This is a genomic window from Vagococcus humatus (assembly GCF_003950325.1).
Lineage (GTDB): Bacteria > Bacillota > Bacilli > Lactobacillales > Vagococcaceae > Vagococcus_C > Vagococcus_C humatus.
On record NZ_PXZH01000003.1, the window covers coordinates 61,684 to 78,695 of the forward strand.

At 30.6% G+C, this 17,012-nt stretch carries 18 protein-coding genes and 1 pseudogene; 1 reads left to right on the plus strand and 18 read right to left on the minus strand.

The genetic code is table 11. The annotated features are described in order from the left end of the window. Positions 1-15 precede the first annotated feature (15 nt). Genes C7P63_RS07255 through C7P63_RS07265 form a run of 3 tightly spaced genes read right to left on the minus strand, consistent with a single transcriptional unit; the run spans position 16 to position 2,595 of the window. Positions 16-843 (minus strand): PTS system mannose/fructose/sorbose family transporter subunit IID, encoded by an 828-nt coding sequence (locus C7P63_RS07255; protein ID WP_125943504.1) that lies wholly within the window; start codon positions 841-843, stop codon positions 16-18. Further along, complete coding sequence (locus C7P63_RS07260; protein ID WP_125943505.1) at positions 833-1,657, minus strand: PTS mannose/fructose/sorbose/N-acetylgalactosamine transporter subunit IIC; 825 nt, start codon at positions 1,655-1,657, stop codon at positions 833-835. The genes C7P63_RS07255 and C7P63_RS07260 overlap by 11 nt, the downstream gene beginning before the upstream one ends. A gap of 14 nt (positions 1,658-1,671) precedes the next feature. Next, positions 1,672-2,595 carry a PTS sugar transporter subunit IIAB gene (locus C7P63_RS07265; RefSeq protein ID WP_125943506.1) on the minus strand — a complete coding sequence of 308 codons (924 nt, stop codon included), beginning with the start codon at positions 2,593-2,595 and terminating at the stop codon, positions 1,672-1,674. A 325-nt stretch (positions 2,596-2,920) separates the two neighbouring features. Between C7P63_RS07265 and C7P63_RS07270 the strand changes: the two genes are divergently transcribed. Further along, positions 2,921-3,646 carry a GntR family transcriptional regulator gene (locus C7P63_RS07270; RefSeq protein WP_125943507.1) on the plus strand — a complete coding sequence of 242 codons (726 nt, stop codon included), beginning with the start codon at positions 2,921-2,923 and terminating at the stop codon, positions 3,644-3,646. Positions 3,647-3,752: 106 nt separating this feature from the next. Here C7P63_RS07270 and C7P63_RS07275 read toward each other — a convergent pair whose 3' ends face one another. The 15 genes and pseudogenes from C7P63_RS07275 to C7P63_RS07350 form a co-directional block, all read right to left on the minus strand. After that, the gene (locus tag C7P63_RS07275) at positions 3,753-4,436 is read right to left on the minus strand and encodes an FtsX-like permease family protein (protein ID WP_125943508.1); all 684 of its coding nucleotides are present in this window, start codon (positions 4,434-4,436) and stop codon (positions 3,753-3,755) included. Positions 4,437-4,514: 78 nt separating this feature from the next. Continuing rightward, positions 4,515-5,654, minus strand: coding sequence for an IS200/IS605 family element RNA-guided endonuclease TnpB (gene tnpB, locus C7P63_RS07280; protein WP_125943509.1), 1,140 nt, complete (start codon positions 5,652-5,654; stop codon positions 4,515-4,517). 18 nt (positions 5,655-5,672) lie between these two features. Continuing rightward, positions 5,673-5,907 (minus strand): annotated as a pseudogene (gene tnpA, locus C7P63_RS07285) (IS200/IS605 family transposase); the annotation flags it as partial. A 337-nt stretch (positions 5,908-6,244) separates the two neighbouring features. Further along, positions 6,245-6,838: a VanZ family protein gene (locus C7P63_RS07295; protein ID WP_125943510.1), complete on the minus strand. Its 594-nt coding sequence runs from the start codon at positions 6,836-6,838 to the stop codon at positions 6,245-6,247. Between the two features lie 221 nt (positions 6,839-7,059). Beyond that, complete coding sequence (locus C7P63_RS07300; protein ID WP_125943511.1) at positions 7,060-7,485, minus strand: PTS sugar transporter subunit IIA; 426 nt, start codon at positions 7,483-7,485, stop codon at positions 7,060-7,062. Between the two features lie 13 nt (positions 7,486-7,498). Beyond that, positions 7,499-8,287, minus strand: coding sequence for a PTS galactosamine transporter subunit IID (gene agaD, locus C7P63_RS07305; protein ID WP_125943512.1), 789 nt, complete (start codon positions 8,285-8,287; stop codon positions 7,499-7,501). Then, a complete protein-coding gene (gene agaC / locus C7P63_RS07310; protein ID WP_125943513.1) occupies positions 8,277-9,086 on the minus strand; it encodes a PTS galactosamine transporter subunit IIC in 810 nt (269 codons plus the stop codon). Before agaC ends, agaD begins: the two co-directional genes overlap by 11 nt. Before the next feature lie 70 nt (positions 9,087-9,156). After that, complete coding sequence (gene agaB / locus C7P63_RS07315; protein WP_125943514.1) at positions 9,157-10,359, minus strand: PTS galactosamine transporter subunit IIB; 1,203 nt, start codon at positions 10,357-10,359, stop codon at positions 9,157-9,159. 183 nt (positions 10,360-10,542) lie between these two features. Next, a complete protein-coding gene (locus tag C7P63_RS07320; protein WP_125943515.1) occupies positions 10,543-11,304 on the minus strand; it encodes a hypothetical protein in 762 nt (253 codons plus the stop codon). Positions 11,305-11,679: 375 nt separating this feature from the next. Further along, positions 11,680-12,261 carry a hypothetical protein gene (locus C7P63_RS07325; protein ID WP_125943516.1) on the minus strand — a complete coding sequence of 194 codons (582 nt, stop codon included), beginning with the start codon at positions 12,259-12,261 and terminating at the stop codon, positions 11,680-11,682. 121 nt (positions 12,262-12,382) lie between these two features. Further along, entirely contained in the window at positions 12,383-12,865 is a 483-nt protein-coding gene (locus tag C7P63_RS07330; RefSeq protein ID WP_125943517.1) for a Panacea domain-containing protein, read from the minus strand. Next, complete coding sequence (locus tag C7P63_RS07335; RefSeq protein WP_125943518.1) at positions 12,855-13,685, minus strand: hypothetical protein; 831 nt, start codon at positions 13,683-13,685, stop codon at positions 12,855-12,857. The genes C7P63_RS07330 and C7P63_RS07335 overlap by 11 nt, the downstream gene beginning before the upstream one ends. A gap of 315 nt (positions 13,686-14,000) precedes the next feature. Then, positions 14,001-14,435, minus strand: coding sequence for a hypothetical protein (locus C7P63_RS07340; RefSeq protein WP_125943519.1), 435 nt, complete (start codon positions 14,433-14,435; stop codon positions 14,001-14,003). Between the two features lie 689 nt (positions 14,436-15,124). Beyond that, positions 15,125-16,201, minus strand: coding sequence for a HEPN domain-containing protein (locus tag C7P63_RS07345; protein ID WP_125943520.1), 1,077 nt, complete (start codon positions 16,199-16,201; stop codon positions 15,125-15,127). A 145-nt stretch (positions 16,202-16,346) separates the two neighbouring features. Further along, the gene (locus C7P63_RS07350; RefSeq protein ID WP_125943521.1) at positions 16,347-16,835 is read right to left on the minus strand and encodes a hypothetical protein; all 489 of its coding nucleotides are present in this window, start codon (positions 16,833-16,835) and stop codon (positions 16,347-16,349) included. Between the last annotated feature and the right edge of the window lie 177 nt (positions 16,836-17,012).

The following is a 17,012-nucleotide window of genomic DNA, read 5'->3' on the forward strand; positions in this document are numbered from 1 at the left end:
GATTAAAACTCCTTATTATAAAATTTGAAACAAAAGTATTATTGCAACAGCTAATAATGAAGCACACACTAATCTAACAAATGACCACTTTTTTTTAGATAGAAAAAAATAATAAGTAAGCAAAATAAATATGGATATAAAGCCAAACATTGGTTGCTCCATTATTTTTTGCATAGTCATTCCATTCTTATCAAATAAAAATTGAGTACTCGTAATTACCTCAGACGTTACTACAGTTGCTCCTCCAATCACAATTAATCCAAATACTGTTACTACTTGTACGATTTTGTTTTTAATTTTTTCATTTTTTAATATTTTAATAGCATCTAACCCCAATAAATAACCTTTAATAAATAAAAAATGACGTATGAAAATTACTAACACTATCCATAATATTAAAAAAACTATTAATCCAAGAAGTGAACCATTAGCAGATAAGCCAATTGCTATACTTAATAAAATAGGATTAACCATCCCAACTAGGAAAGAATCTCCTAAACTAGCTATAGGCCCCATTAAAACATTTTTCGTCTGAAGAATAGCACTTGGCTCTTGATTATCTTGATTATTAGCATATTCTTCTTCTAATGATAATACTATGCCAGGTATAATGGATCCTAGTTGAGGTTCTGTATTGAAAAATGTTACATGGCGTTTTAATGCTTTAGACAACCCTACTTGATCATGTTCGTAAAGTTTTTCTAACGAACCAGATAAACTATGTGCAAAACCTGTTCCCATCATGTATTCATAATTTTGAGTGCTCAAAGCAAAAAAAATCCATCTCCATGAGGCTAACCAAATATCTTTTTTAGATAATTTCAACTCTTTGTCACTCCTCATAATCACCCTCCTCTTCTATGTTATTTCTTTGAAGAGTATCTTGTTGAACTAAGATGGTTTCAGAACAGCCTTTTGTATACGCTAATAGATAAATAATGGAAATGAAAAATGCCACTAATATTAAATGAAGCATACTTAATTTAAATATAAAACACATTAACCATCCAAATAAAAAAAGAACCATCATCCAACCTTCATTAATTATTTGATTTAACAACATTGAAAAACCTATTAAGGGAATAACTCTTCCACTAATTACCAAAAAATAAACTACTACTTCTGGTACTATCTCTAATACTTTTGTAATAACTGGAGAACCAAAATAACATAATAATAGTACAACAGAAAAGCGTTCTAAAAAGGAGATGGACGTTCCACAAATATTTATCCATCTAATTTTTCTTGCATCTCCAGTTTCAGCATAAGTCATCGCTTTTTTTGAAAAACAGACCTGAGCTGACATGGTTAATTGATTTAAATAAACACCTAATAAACCTAAAGGGATTGCTAACATTACTGCTACTTCTGGATGAGTATGTGAAGAAATAGCTATAGATATACCAACAAAACTAGCTAAATTGACATCGGAATGCATCGCACTTCCCGGTGTGATTTGACCTATATAAAGAGCTTGAATCAATATTCCGCAAAATATTCCCAAGTAAATATCTCCTAAAATAAATCCACAAATCCCCCCTGCAACCAACGGACGTCCAATCCCATACCATCCACCAGTAGTACCAAAGAACCACGGTACTTGATTTCTTCCTAAATAAGCAAAGATTCCAATTAATGACGCTTGCCATAAAGACATATTTTCCCTCCTCTTTAATCAAGATATTCATCAAAATCAACTATTGCATCATTAGGCACCATTTGAGCAGTAAATTTTGTTCCTTTAGTTATTATCTTTTTTATAATTTCTCGCTCTCTATCAGTTAAATGAATTGTTTGACGATATTTTCTTGTATCTTTCCTAGCAGGGACATTGCCTAAATTTATCTCTTTAAAAATAAAGTCTTTTTTATCTATCTCTTTTAATGTCTCAACTCGTAAAATTAACACAAGTATATTCTCGTTCTTGTAAGAAACATCATCTCGGAAACGCTTAACAGCAGTATCAGTGGATAAAATAGATAATTTAACCTGTTCAGGACAAGCCATTTTTAACGCAATTTTTTGTGTAGGATTGTTGATAGCTAAATCGTCAATAACAACAATTCGATTAACTTGTAGATAGGGAAGCCATGCAGTAGTAACTTGACCATGAATCCCTCTAGAATCTATACGCACATGTATTGTTGATTGTTTAGCTTTACTTTCTTTTTTTGTTATAAGTATTTCAGAATTTGTGCTCTCTAAATCTTTAACCTGTTCTTTAGCTTGCAAATCCTTAATTCCTGTTTGGCCGACTAAAATTATCTCTTCCTTTGATGCATTGGGTGTCAAAACAGCCATCAAAACCATAGGAAAATTCATACCTGTAATAAAAGAAAAACGCGAATCTTTTTGATATGTCTGAAATAATGTATTAGCAGGTGTACCTCCAAATAAATCTGCAAATACTAATATTTCTTTATAAAGAGCTAGTTCGGTTTTCAATTTTTTCATTTTTATTTTTAATTGGTCTGTCCCTTCTTCTGGCATTAAACAAATAGAATATAGATTAGGGATATCTCCAGTCATCATTTTGACAGACTGAATCATTGCTTTAGGAAGTTTGCCATGGCCTACTAGAATAAATGCTTTCATATATTTAACCTCATTTTTTTATTTGTTACTAACTATAACTGCTTACTCTATCAACTTCTTAATTCAACTTATAATCTATACGAAAAAATTAATAACCATTAATTTCCATTGCTTATAAAATACTCAAGTAGTAGTTAGCAATATTCAACATGAGTATAGCATTGTTAAAAACGTTTACAATATTGCGAGTGAATTTTGATATAACAAATTAATTTGTATTAATACAAATTAGATATAAAGATACAATTTATACATATTTTTATTAATACCATTTAGTTTTAGATATATTTGTTATAATACTTTTATAATAAAAAGGAGGATAGCCATGACAAATAAATCATCTCCCCTATATGTAAGTATTGCTGAAGAATTATCAAATAAAATTTTGTCAAACTATTTTAAGGAAGGAGAGCTATTACCTACAGAATTGCAATTATGTAGATACTTTAATGTATCTAGGGTTACTATTCGACAATCTTTGCAATTGTTAGTTGAGAAAGGTTTTGTTGAAAAAAAACAAGGAAGTGGTACAAAAGTTATTTATTCCAAACAAATTGAGACTGTAAATCGTTCTTCAAAAATAACATCTTTTACGGAAGAAATTTTAGCTTCTGGTAAAAAACCTTCTAGTAAAATAATCACTTTCCAATTAGAAAAAGCATCTAAAACCGTTGCTTCTAAATTAAATATTACAGCTGGAAATCCTGTTTTTTTTTATGAAAGAATTATATTTAGTGATAATCTTCCTTGCTCTTTAGAAAAGGGATACCTATCAGCAAGTGATTATCCTGATTTTTCAGTAAATCATTTAATGCAATCAAAATTTCATTACATTGAACAAATTAAACATCAAATCATTGATTACTCTCACCAAACAGTTGACGCTATTTTAGCTAATCACTACCTAGCACGTAAATTATCTGTACCAGTTAACACTCCCTTAGTTAAATTAAATTTAATAACTTTTTTAAAAAATGGACAAGTGCTAGATTATAATACAATAATTTTCGATTCAACACGTTATCATGCTCATTTTATTAAATATCGCTAAAGCTAGTATTATATTTCATTTAAATAACCGTCACCTATAGAAAAAAACAGCTAAAAGATTAATCATCTTCTAGCTGTTTTTTTCTATAGGTAATTAAAATTAAACCCTACACCTCATTCAAATGTTCTGTTACAGATAATTGCTCAATTCTTTTAACTGGAAAATAAACAGCAGTTAAGACGGATAACATCACAAACACAAAAACAACTGCTAATAGTCCAATTGGAAAGTGCCACTGAGCATAAGCAAAGTGATTACCAATTAAATGATCAAATAAAAATTTATTTAACCACACTCCAACCCCGCAACCTACAATTCCTCCGACAACTCCATAAGACATCGCTTCTGCTAAAATAACCTGACTTACTTGTTTCATTTCCATTCCCACTGCTCGCATCGTAGCAAATTGAGAAAGTCTAGCAGAAACACTTAGTGAGATACTATTAATGATATTTAGAAAAGTCACAGCTCCGATTATTAATAAAAAGCCATAAATAAAAACATTAAAAGCTAAATAAGTACTGGTGGTATTTTGTTCTCTTACATTCAATACTTGATAGTTGTTTCCTAGTTTTTGACTAACCTTCTGTAAAGATACATCTAAAATAACCAAATCATAATGATCTTCTTCCCACTTTAGAAGTGCCTCTCGGTAAGTTTTCCCTAGAGTAACAGTATGTCCTTCTTTTTCTAATGAAAAAGATAAGCCTTTACCTTTAATTAAGCTTAAATCATCCTCTACCTTGAACCTCTCATGACTAAAGTCACGAGATTCTTGGGAAAAAAGCATACTTGATAGTGTATTTTTTTACTATCAGCGGTGTCTTTTATTTACCAAGCTATACCCGTAGTCCCTACGGTTCTTAACTTATGCCAATTCTTGTAACCTTAGACCTTCGATCAGGATATTGAGACTAGCATTGACGTCTCGGTCATGATGGGTATGGCAAACAGGACAAGTCCATTCTCGAATTTCGAGAGGTTTCTTGCCACCTTTATGTCCGCATTCTGAACAAATTGGACTTGATGGAAACCATTTATCCACTTTGATTATTTTTCGTCCATACCAGTCAGCTTTGTATTGGAGTTTAGTTACAAAACTAGACCAAGATACATCAGAGATACTTTTGGCTAGTTTATGATTACGCAACATACCTTTTGTATTTAAGTCTTCTATACAGATAATATCGTGGTTTTTGATCATGTCTGTACTTAACTTATTCAAAAAATCAGTACGTTGGTTTGTTACTTTTTCGTGTAATCTAGCCACTTTGTGTTTTTGTTTTTGATAATTTTTAGCTTCAAACAAATCAAGACCATTTTGTTTAGCTATTAGCGCACGTCTTGACAATTTGCGTTGTTCACGCTTTAATTTCTTTTCCATTTTGGATGTGAATTGATGATTATCAGTTTTTTGACCATTAGAAAGAATGGCAAAATCAGTAATACCTAAATCAATTCCAACACTATTGTTGTTTTTTGGTAATTCAGTTATTTCCTCTTCACATAGTAACGAAACGAAAAATTTACCACTGGCATTTTTACAGACGGTAGCACTTAAAATACGGCCGTTAACTTCACGACTCTTAGAAAATTTAACCAGCCCAAGCTTAGGTAATTTCAACTTATTATCTACAATAGCCAAATTGTTATGGGTATTTTTAGTAGTATAGCTTTGAACCGGATTTTTCTTACTTTTAAAGTTAGGCGATCGATTTTGTTTTTTGAAAAACCTATCGAAAGACTCCGCTAAATGTTTAATAGAGGATTGTAATGCTACACTATCTACTTCTCTTAACCATGATGTATCATCTGATTTCTTCATAGCTGGTAACATAGCAGAACATTTACCATAAGATAGGCCTTTACCTGTTTCCTGGTATGAAATATTCCAAGCATTTAGCATATGATTATAGATAAATCTTGATGAACCAATTGTTTTAGCCATTAATATTTCTTGTTCAACATTTGGATATAATCTAAACTTATAAGCTTTATGACGTAGCATGACAATTCACCTCATTTCTTTTGCAGACACACCTTTAAACGCTTTGATTATATTTGGCATATAATGTTGAGGTTTACACTCAATAAGCATCTGAACGTGGTCTTTGTCTGAATCCATTTCAATGATTTTAATATCGCTATCTAAAGCAATTTGCTTTAATAACTTTTTAACAGACGTATCTATATTTAACACACCAAACTAAATGATATTGAATAGAGTAGACATATCCACGACCATGATGTACTTTTGACATGAAAAAACTCCTTGAAAATAGTTTAACATATGTAATCGTTAAATTTCACAAAGGTTTGTAATATTATATATATCAGTTGTGTAACCTAGCTGAAGCTATACTCCAACCGAAGCCGATTCATCTACACGACTAAAGTCGCCAGTGTTCTCGGCTAATGCATAAAAATATGTGCTATAAACCTTGCTCCTTTCATTCCACTTGCATCAAAACTCTCTCTTGCTTTTTATTCTAATGGAAAAAAACTAATTTAGCATGCTAAACCCTATTTTTCTATCAAATTAGAACCTAAAAAAAGCCTAAAACATGACATATGTTTTAGGCAAATATCCTTATTCAATTAAAATCCATATAACCATTTAGCTAAACCAAAGTCATTAAATAAGAAAAAACGTGAAATAAATGTTATCCAAATAACACTTGAAATTGGTAATTGAATGTTTGGAATAGGGTTTGTTTTCAACTTTTTACTAACTAATTTATATAGTAGAAAGCCAACAAACAAACCTAAACTATTCATAATCAGATCATCTACATCTGTTCGGCGATTATTTAATAGCTGACTTAACTCCACTATCAAAATCAACAGACAACCATTTTTCATCACAGGATAAATACTAGTATTGTCAGTAAATAAAGCTGCAGCTAGCAAACCAAAAGGCATTAGCATCACAATGTTCAGTCCGTATTCAACCAAGGAAATACCTTGTGAAAATGGTATAAGATTAACTTGTTCACCGTTCCATTTTATCCCATATAAAAAAATATCATACAGAGTGCCTGCTCCTGTCACATTAAAAACCATCATCAGATAAACTGAAAAAATTAAAAGTGATAACCATGATTTATCCCTTTTATATTTGACTAAGTATATCACCATCAAAGGGCCTAAAGTCGCTACTAATTCATACCCAATAAATAACCAAGTATCCAAATAAATATCTCCTAACTAACTTATTATTCTCCTTATCTATTTTATCTGATTAACATAAAAATGCAAATTAGACTAAAATCTGAGGGGGTAAAAGTTTATAAGTCTAAATCATTCCTACCAGCTTTTTCTGCCTATTAAAAAAGCAAAACATCTGAGATTAGTTTTAAAATCTCAGATGTTTTGCTGTATGTCCATTAAATCATCTAACTAGAAATCTTACACTAAATACCATCACTTAATGTATTATCTTCTAATTCTTGTAATTCATCTAAAGAAAAACATTCTGTCATATTTTTTGATATTTCAACTAAAGCATTGGCATAATCTTCTATACTGTTATAGTCCATAAATGAACTTTCTAATAAAGAGCTCAAATTACATCCCGTAACAACTTCAATATTTTCATTAAAGTATGCTAACTGCGCAGCCACTTTATAAGGAGTTCCTCCTAGCAAATCAGTAAAAAATAAAACTTGTTTTTCTTCATTCATTATTTCTAAAAATTTATTTTCTAAATCTTTTTCGCTCATACCTTCATTAAAATCAATAAAATAATATTGTTCAGGTATGCTAGAAATATAATTAAAAGATGCTTTCATACCTGTGGCAAAGCCACCATGACCACTAATAACTGTCGCATACTTCATTACTTCATACCTCCTACATAATTCCAAAGAAAGAACAAACAATCGCCATGATAAATGTTAAGAGAATTAATACAATAGGTGACATTTTTTTCTTTAACAAACCATACAGTAAGAATGTAAAAGCTAATGGTAAAATATTAGGGAATATCTTATCTAAAAAATCTTTTTGTAAAGATACATCTCCAATTTTAACAGTTAAAGATAGCGTCACATAGGAACTGATTAAAGCACCAATTACAGTTAACCCCATAATGGTAGCTACTCTCGAAATAATTTCTGAGTTCTCTTGAATGACATCAATAGCTTTTGCTCCTAAATTATATCCCATTCTAGCAAATGGTATTCTTAGTAAGAAGATGCCAAAATAAACAATCATAAAAATAATTGGCCCAAGAATATTCCCTTTAGAAGCAAAAGAAGCAGCAATTCCTCCTACGATAGGCATGATAGTAAACCAAAAAATAGCATCCCCAATTCCTGCTAAAGGTCCAAACAAAGCATTTTTCAACCCTTTAATAGTTTGCCTATCAACTCTTTGTTCTTCTAAACTCATTAACAAACCCATCAATAAAGAAACCATTGGTGGTGAAGTGTTGATAAATTCCATATTATCAGTCATTGCTTCTGAGAGGGCTTTTTTATCATCTCCAAAAATCTTTTTCCATAATGGTACTTGCGCCCATGTCCAACCACCAGCTTGCATTCTTTCATAACTAAATGCTGATTGTAATAAACATGATCTCATAGCTAAACGTGTTAAATCTTTTGAAGTTAATTTTTGATTTAATTCTTTAGATTCCATCTTGATCACCTCCGAAAAAGTTATCAGAATTTTTCATATTTTCGATTTCTGCTTGTAATTCTTTATGTTTTTTATCGCGGAAGAATTCAATCATGGCAAATATTATCCCTATAACTGCTGCTGGTAACACATTATCAAAATTAATAAAACTAGCAACAACAAAACCTAACAATAAATAAGGCATAAATTCTACACGTAACAAAACTTTTAATAACATTGCAAATCCAACAGCTGGTAATATTCCCCCAGCTAGCTCAAACCCATGAATCAACCATACAGGCATTGCTTTTACTAAAGCTGCCATAGGAGCCTGTGCTGCATATGCTGATAAAAACGTTACCAAAAAGAATGTTAAACAAACAATCCCCATAGTTAGATATGAAATCTGAGCAAATTTCTTAGTATTTGCTTCACTTGCATACTGATCTAATTTAGGCATGAAAAATGAAAAAACAGAATAATACATTAAAAGAATATATTGCATTAACATAGCAAACGGTAACGATAATCCTATAGCTGTTGATGGAGACACATTAGTAGAATGGGCAATTACTACTGTCATAATCCCGCAAATAGCAGGGTTAGGTGGTTGTGTTCCTCCTGCTGGTGTCAAGCCAGCAAAAGCCAACTCGGTTAATCCACCCGCTATAATTCCCATTTGTAAATCTCCTAAAATCAAACCAGTCACTGTACAAGATATGATTGGTCTAAAGATATAAAATACTTCCAACCAAGAATCCAAACCTGCAATAATAGCAAATACCCCTAACAACAACCCTTGTGTTAAAGTGATACTCATCTTTTCTCCTCCTCTTTTCTAAAATTATTTACTCTTTTACTATATGATAAATATATACCTCCTTTTTACTCTAAAATTGTATACTTACTTTTCTGTCACCAGGTACATCTTGAATATAGACATCAATTCCTTTATTCACCAAATACATTAAATCTTCTTTATCTTGTTCATCAACGTAAACTTTTTTAGTCACTTCAACTTTTCCAGGTGAAAAATGCATGTTACCTACATTTACTTCTTTAATTGGAACACCGGCTTCAACTAAACTTCTTACATCTTTTGGTGTTTTTACGACAATAAATATTTTTTGTCTATCCGCTGCTTTACTAATAATTTGACTAGTTTTTTCTAATGTGAAAAATCTAATACCCGCCCCAGATGATTTTGCTGTAGTAGACATTAATTTTTGTTGCAAAGGTTCCGTAGCAGCTTCATCATTAGCGACAAGAATCAGATTTGCCCCTAAAGTTTTTGTCCAAGTAACCCCTACCTGTCCATGTACCAATCGATTATCAATTCTAGTTAATAAAATGTTTGGTGTACTCATTATATTTCCTCCAGTTTTATTTATTAAATAAGCTGGTAAACGGTTTATCGCTTTACCAGTACTTAAAAACACGATTTTTTCAGACTCTTTACCAATTATCTTTAATTGAGTATAAGAGCTTCCTGTTTGCGCTTCCAAAAAATTGTCCGCTTGTTTTAAATTTCCTGCTGAATAATGCTTTTCAAATTCAATATCTCTAAAATTATATTTTTGAGCTAAAAATGGGATTAGCTGCTTATCCATTAATTCATGATAGTAAATCATAGGAAATCTAGAGAATGGTAAATAAGTTACCTGCGAATACATAGGTTGCTTATTACCTAAAAACAACTGCTCTATTTTGTAAACGTATTCATAATTATCTAAATCCATCTCTTTTCTAATATCGTCAATAGATGGATCTATGACTAGCTGAGAATTTATTAATTGAATACTTGGAATCATACCCATTCGAGATATAGCAAAGCTAATATCTTCAAATTCTATATCTAACTCAAAACCACCTTTGCCCTTGACAAAACTTCCCTTACCTTGCTTTTTAACAAGATAACCTTTTCTCTCTAGTTCAGATAAAGCTCTTCTGACTGTAATCCTACTTACTTGAAATAGTTCACCTAATTTTTTTTCTGAAGGAATCTTACTTCCGACAGGCCATTCTTTCGTTTCAATTTTTCGTATCATTTCCGTTGTAATGATTGTATATAGCGGTAATTTTTGTTCATCCATTCCCTTCACCAACTTGTTATATCTTTATAACAACTATCTATAGTAAACCACTTAAAAGCAAAATTGTCAAAATAATTTCGTTTATAAATATATTGAAAGACACTTTTATATCTACTCACTTAACAAAAAGCAATCTAATCACTCGATAAAAATAACCTATAAATACAATCTCATATTCGTTTTTTACTCACCATTTTTTGCTCTGTCCCATTCTTCTTTTAAATAATCTCTAAATATATCTTTAAACCTATCCACCTTATCTAGATAATCAGTACAACTGTTACTAACATTATTAAATTTAGAAAAACTTTCCCAATGATATCTATCTACATGTATAGTCAATTTATTTTGGGTTTCTATAAACCAATCTATTAACTTGATCATCTCCTCATGATCTACTTGGTTACTGATATATAATTCTAATTTATAAAGTATTTCGTTAGCTTTATAATAGTGTAGATCAAGGCGATTACGTTGTGCCTCCCACATACTCTGATTATTTCTTAATTTTTTTTGATCCTCTGCTTCCCTTTCCAAACCATTGTACTTCTCATTTTTATGACTCATGTCTGATTTATAGTCGCTTATTATATTATTTTTGATTTCATCCAAAGCATCTAATTCCTTAATAATAGATATATAATGTATCGCATGAGTAATAAATTCAGCAACTAATTGCCTAACTTCACCAATCCACTCCAGTCTTGCTTTAGCCTTCAAATTAGCATCAATTTTCTTTTGCTCCCATTTTTCTTGAAATAATTTATTTTCGTCAGCTATTTCTTTTTTTAAATTTCGATTTAACTTTTCAACTTCCCTATATACCTCTCGGTCAGCTCCTTTGATAGTCTCTTCAATAATAGATTTAGTTCTATTAGACTCTAGTCTCCATGTGATAACAGCCCCAATCATTGCTCCTCCTATTGCTCCCAAAAATTCCCACATATATTTCTTTTCTCCTTCCTTTGTTCAATAATTTTAGCATACTGCATAATATAAAAAACTAACTCAACATTCAAACTTCTAACAAATAGATAGTTTTTTAGATAGTATTTCATAAATGAAGGTAAACAAAAAAGCTAGAAACATTATTACATCAACGTTTCCAGCTTATATATTATGATTACCCTACACTGCCTTCCATTTAAAGTAAATGACATCACTCAATCTTTTTACACGGTTTAAATACTGATATATCAAGGTTCTCAAATTAATAAATATCATTGATAATCAAATCAGCATATTTTCATCAAGGTCAAAATCAAGGTCAAAAAAACGGACGTGTGAAATGTAAGTTTACATAGATTGAGAGATGAGAAATCATCTCTTTTTTTCATTACTATATGCTAACAAGTTTTCCACGGTAAAAACAATTGGTTTAGAAAATTCTTTCCCATCAACATTAACGTACACTATTTCTAGGAACACTTTTTTCATAAATTTTTTATTCTTTGTTTTATAATATGCACTAAGAGCAGCATCATAAAACCAATGAATTTCAAAATGCTCTATCTTAGTTTTATTTCTAGGTTCTACAGGTTGGTAATCTGGCACTCTATTTCCAAACGAAAAATCCCAATCAACATTAATCTTGGGAACTTTTCTAATATTTTTTTGAAAAAAATTTCTTTTTGTTCTAATTGTAAAAAAATATACTAAGTCAGGCGCTTTAGAAAAATTTACAGCGTAAAATTCCAAACTAACAGGACTTGCATGAAAAGTTGTAATACCTTTTTCTATTTCTTTTGTGAATATAGGGTATAAAACTATTTTAAACTGTTTTTTATTATCATTATTATAATATCGAATAGTTAAGAATATAGTTAAAAAGGTAACAACTATCCCTACCCAATCTGCCCAACTACCGACCTCTAACCCTAAAAAAATTATGCTTTCTTCCAAAAATATCACTCCTTATCATTATGATACATTGTAAGCTAAAAAAAATACACCCTAGAAATAGGATGTATTCAATCACGTATTCAAAAATCTTCATTACCACGGGCAAGTTATAAAAAATAATTTAGCTTTTTAAGCTGTCTTTTTCTTCTTTTGCCAACTCCGATAAATTTAAGCTGCTATACTTGTTCTTATTTTTGATAGGTGCAGTGTCATATACAAAATCAATAAATTTATTCCACGAAAGTTCCTCAGTATCTTTTATTACCTGAGAAATAATTTTAATTTCTTTTTCACTGAGGTTAACTTTAAGTTTTTCATTTTTATCTTTTGGTTCAACAATATACTTAACTCCACCATAAGCTGAAACTGTCTCTTTAATCTTTACTTTTTTATCATCATCCGCAACATCCAAAACATCAGATACATAAGGCCCATAATGATCGAAATACCAATTAATATTACTTAATTGCTGTCCGTTTTCTAACGCTGAATACCAATCAACTAAGTATACTATCTTAGTTATCCTAGTTTTTGTTAGATCACTCGGGTAAGGATATTCATTTAAGATATAGTGTAGAATGTTCTCTATAGATTTATTGCTCATTACCATTCCCTCCAATCCCATTTGCATTTTCATTAACTTTAATTAGTGCTGCTAGATGCTTCCCGGCCATTCCGTTTAGGATACTCGTTATATCGTCTATACTAGATGGAAATTCTGAGGATCGGCTCTCAAGTACGATTATTCCGATTGGCTGATTATGTTCTCTAACAATTTTAGCATAGTAACTCCTACTGTGCATTGTTAATTTCTCAATTACTGCTTTACTCATTTTCGTTTCCTGTTTTACCTTTGACAAATACTCTTCTTTATTAACGTTATAGTCTGGTAAATTTAATGTATAGTAGCAATCATTATTATCTGGCTCTCTCCAAGCTAATCCAATGTATCCTTCTCCTTCAGGATATGATGGCCTTCCCTCAGTACTTAGATGTCTAACCCGAGCATGTCTTGCTGCGATAATAAATTCTTTGTTTCTATATGTATAAAGAGAAATTCTTTCATCCGAATTAAATCTTAATTCATCAAAAACCAATTCCAAAAAATCTTCAGGGATTGCCCCTAAACTTTCCAAAATCATTTCATGACTTGTATCTCGTTGTTGAATCTTATCTTTGAGTCTATTTATTTCTTCATCTTTATCCGTAATTAGATCTCCTTGACCATATATATCCCATAAAAACACGAGAATCAAACATATTATGAATAGCACATATAGAATTGTATGGTTTTCAGACCACGCTTGGAATCCAGGAATTCCTAATATTATCGTTAGTATGGCTAAAAAAATACTAGATGGTTTCTGCCTCAAACCTCGAGCAAAAACAAGAAAACGTGTACCTAAGCCTTTTAGTTTTTCCATTATTTTCCTCCAAATAATTATATTAGCTTACCTTCTATTAAAACAAAAAAGACATAAGATAACAATAGTATCTTACATCTCAGCTAATATAATCTCAAAGGACTATATAGTCATTATATCAGAACTGACGTTCCCTGTAAAATAATAGATAGAGATGTCCAGTCAAAATATAACCAACTTGACGTCAATTAATCAAAACAAAAAAACACACCCAGTTAAGAGTGTGCTAGTGATATTATTTCTAACTTTATATAGACTAAGAGATGATCGACTATCTCTTTTATAACAACTTTTTTACATTAATAAGGATATGTTTTAATTCTGTTTTTCTATCTCCTGAAATATAAGCTCTGCTAATTTTTCTAATATATTATCATCAAGTGGTAATTCAAATTCCGTTCGTTTAATTTCCAAATTATTTATTTGTATAGAAATACGATCAAATAGAACATGATAATTTCTACTTTTTGGATCTCTATCAAAACTTTGTAAGTAGATACTAACTTCATTAGACGATTTCACTCCAGAAACCCACTTCCAATTGCTTAAGTCATACGATATGTCCAACTCCTTACCTGCAGTGTATTTAGTACTTCCTTTCCCTGCTCGTGGGCCCTCAAAAACCTTATATCCTTCATTTTTTAACATATTCACTAATATTTTTCTTTGTGTTTCTCTAGCTTCATTATAGCTTTCTTTAGCATTAATAAATTTATTTTTTTGACTTTCTAAACCATATTGTGTATTCATCTTTTTAACTCCTTTTGTTTAAGTATACCAAAAGGTCCAACTAATTAAAGCGAGCTTTTACCTTATTAACTATATGCCAGCACAAATCTGTGCCCGCCTTAAAGTTAAGGGTGGCCCTTTTTTGGGCAAGCTACCCGAAGGAGATTTCCCCTTGGGTATTTTTACATTGTAAACTAATCAAGTAAAATTTAATTTTCCTCTTTCCTTGTCTGTCCTTCCTAAAACTAAAACAAGCTATATTATCAACGTTTTAAACAAAATAAATATGCCGACAAGAATATCGGCTTAAAAAATTTTACATTGTAAAAGGCAATAATTTTACTTTGTAAAATAAAAATGGTTCCCTATATTCGTTTCAACCTTAACATTTCTTAACATTTTAGGCTTATATCTTTAGTATATAGGTGCGAACGTTAGCTTTTGTTAGCATATAGAAAGTTTAATCTCAGCATTTCTAAGCCTATAAACAACTTAACCTTATCATTTCTTAGCATGATAACGTAGTAAACCATAACATTTGATAACAAAGCAACCACAATAAGCGATTAAAAGTCATGTTTAGTCAAGTTCTCAAAACTTATATAAGGTACAAGGTGAGGTTTTGTGAGGTTCTTTATCCTACAAAAGTCTTATTACTTAAAAATTTTGGCTCTAAAAAAGTGTTTTTAGTTGAATAAGATATTTTGTTCTTATTTCTTATAATCATCAGGAAACATTTCTCTTGCAGGTATTAGAAAATACTGTCTAGCCTTCATTTTAGAATCTACATCATTATCATAATTTAAAATTTCTTGTACTTCATTATTTTCATTTAGAATCTTTTTTAAAACTAATCTTAAATAATTATCAATTTTTTTAGATAAGTTTGTTAATTCATCATCTTTTTTTGAGGCTAAATATTTTATTTGAGAGCCATGTTCATGATCCGACCTCACTCCATAAGATTCAGACATTACTGACCTTATTTCATCAACGTCTATTTTTTGATCATACAAATAACTTGCAGTTATATTTTTTATGTTTTTAGAACTATCTTTTTTTATCGCAAAAAGACACTCTAAACATGCACAATACTTTGCTATTTTACTAGGTAAATAGCCAGTCATTCGGGCTTCTTGTAATAGCAAAAATGCTCTATAAAAACTTTTCCCCTCGTATGAAAGAGATTTTTCAATTTCATAATAGATTGTTTCATAATTATCTTTTGTCTCTATCTCTTTCCTATTCTTTTCTTCAATAACAAAGTATTCCCATATTTCATACATTATAGTTATTGCTTCATTCAGTTCTTTCGGTTTCAAATTTATACTTTCAATTTCTCCGCTACTATTTGTATTTATAGAATTTCTAAAGTATTTATTTACTACACCATTAAAAAAATTATAATGATAAAAATGACTTGTTGTTACATTTGAATCTTTAATTAACCATATAGCTATGGATAATACAGCTGCGATATTATTAATATTTTGAGACATCATGCCTATTTTTTCAACGTACTCTTTCTTTTGGGTTAAATTAAAATCCATATCAGTAGACGGAATAAGTATAAAAATGGTAGGTCTTCGTAATAATGAATCATAATCTAAAGTACCAATCATTTTCTCAAAGTTGGTTTTTTTTAATTGACTATTTAATTTATGAAATGATCCTGGGCTTTCTATTGTTCCCTCCATATTTAGATTTTTTTCAATAGGTTTAGGAATAAAAGAATAACTTCCAGTATTTAACTTTAATCCATCTAATCTAATCATATAACTATTCATTAATATCATCGCTCCTATTAACATATCGTATTAAAAAAGCCCACTAATTAAAGCGAGCTTACAGGTACATCGGTTAGTGTCATAACATCTAGCATTACAATAGTATTATCTCATGCAAGAAGCAAAGTAACAAGAGATGGACTTATTAAATCAACATATCTTCAAGAAACAACTCTCCTTCAGTAACTTGTCTTTGAACCTCGACTAAGCCATTCTCTAATGATTCCAACAAACTTTTATATACTTTCTTAGGTATCGACTTCTTACCTAGATACATTGGAGCAAGCTTCTCATTAAGATAAGCAGCATCAAATCCTTTACCTTTAGAGATGAATTTCAAGACCGTTCTATTCTCATTAGGCTGTAGATTAAAAATATCAATATCTCTAGCGTTAAACGGTTCAATATAGGTCAATAGCTCAAATGTCTTTCTCTCATCCTCTGGCAAACTCTTAACGATGTAATCAAGCCTAGCAACTGTTTTAAACTCATTACTAAACGATGTTAAATTATCCAACTGCTCAAAGTTCATCTCTATGCTATTCCACATCAATTTATACTTATGGTGAACGTACATAGGTAAAATTAGCTCGATTGGATACTCTACTGTTTCGCCATTTCTTAATAATTTCAATTCATCGCCTCATCTCTTTTTTAGGACTACAAAAACTCTAATATCTCTTTTTAGAGCCTCACAAATCGCTCAATTCCTTTTTAATGACTCGGATTTCTCGGCTATCTTTTTTAGGACCTCTGATTACCTCCCAAAAACTTCACTAACAATTTTTATCCCTTTAGGGTGTCGGAAATG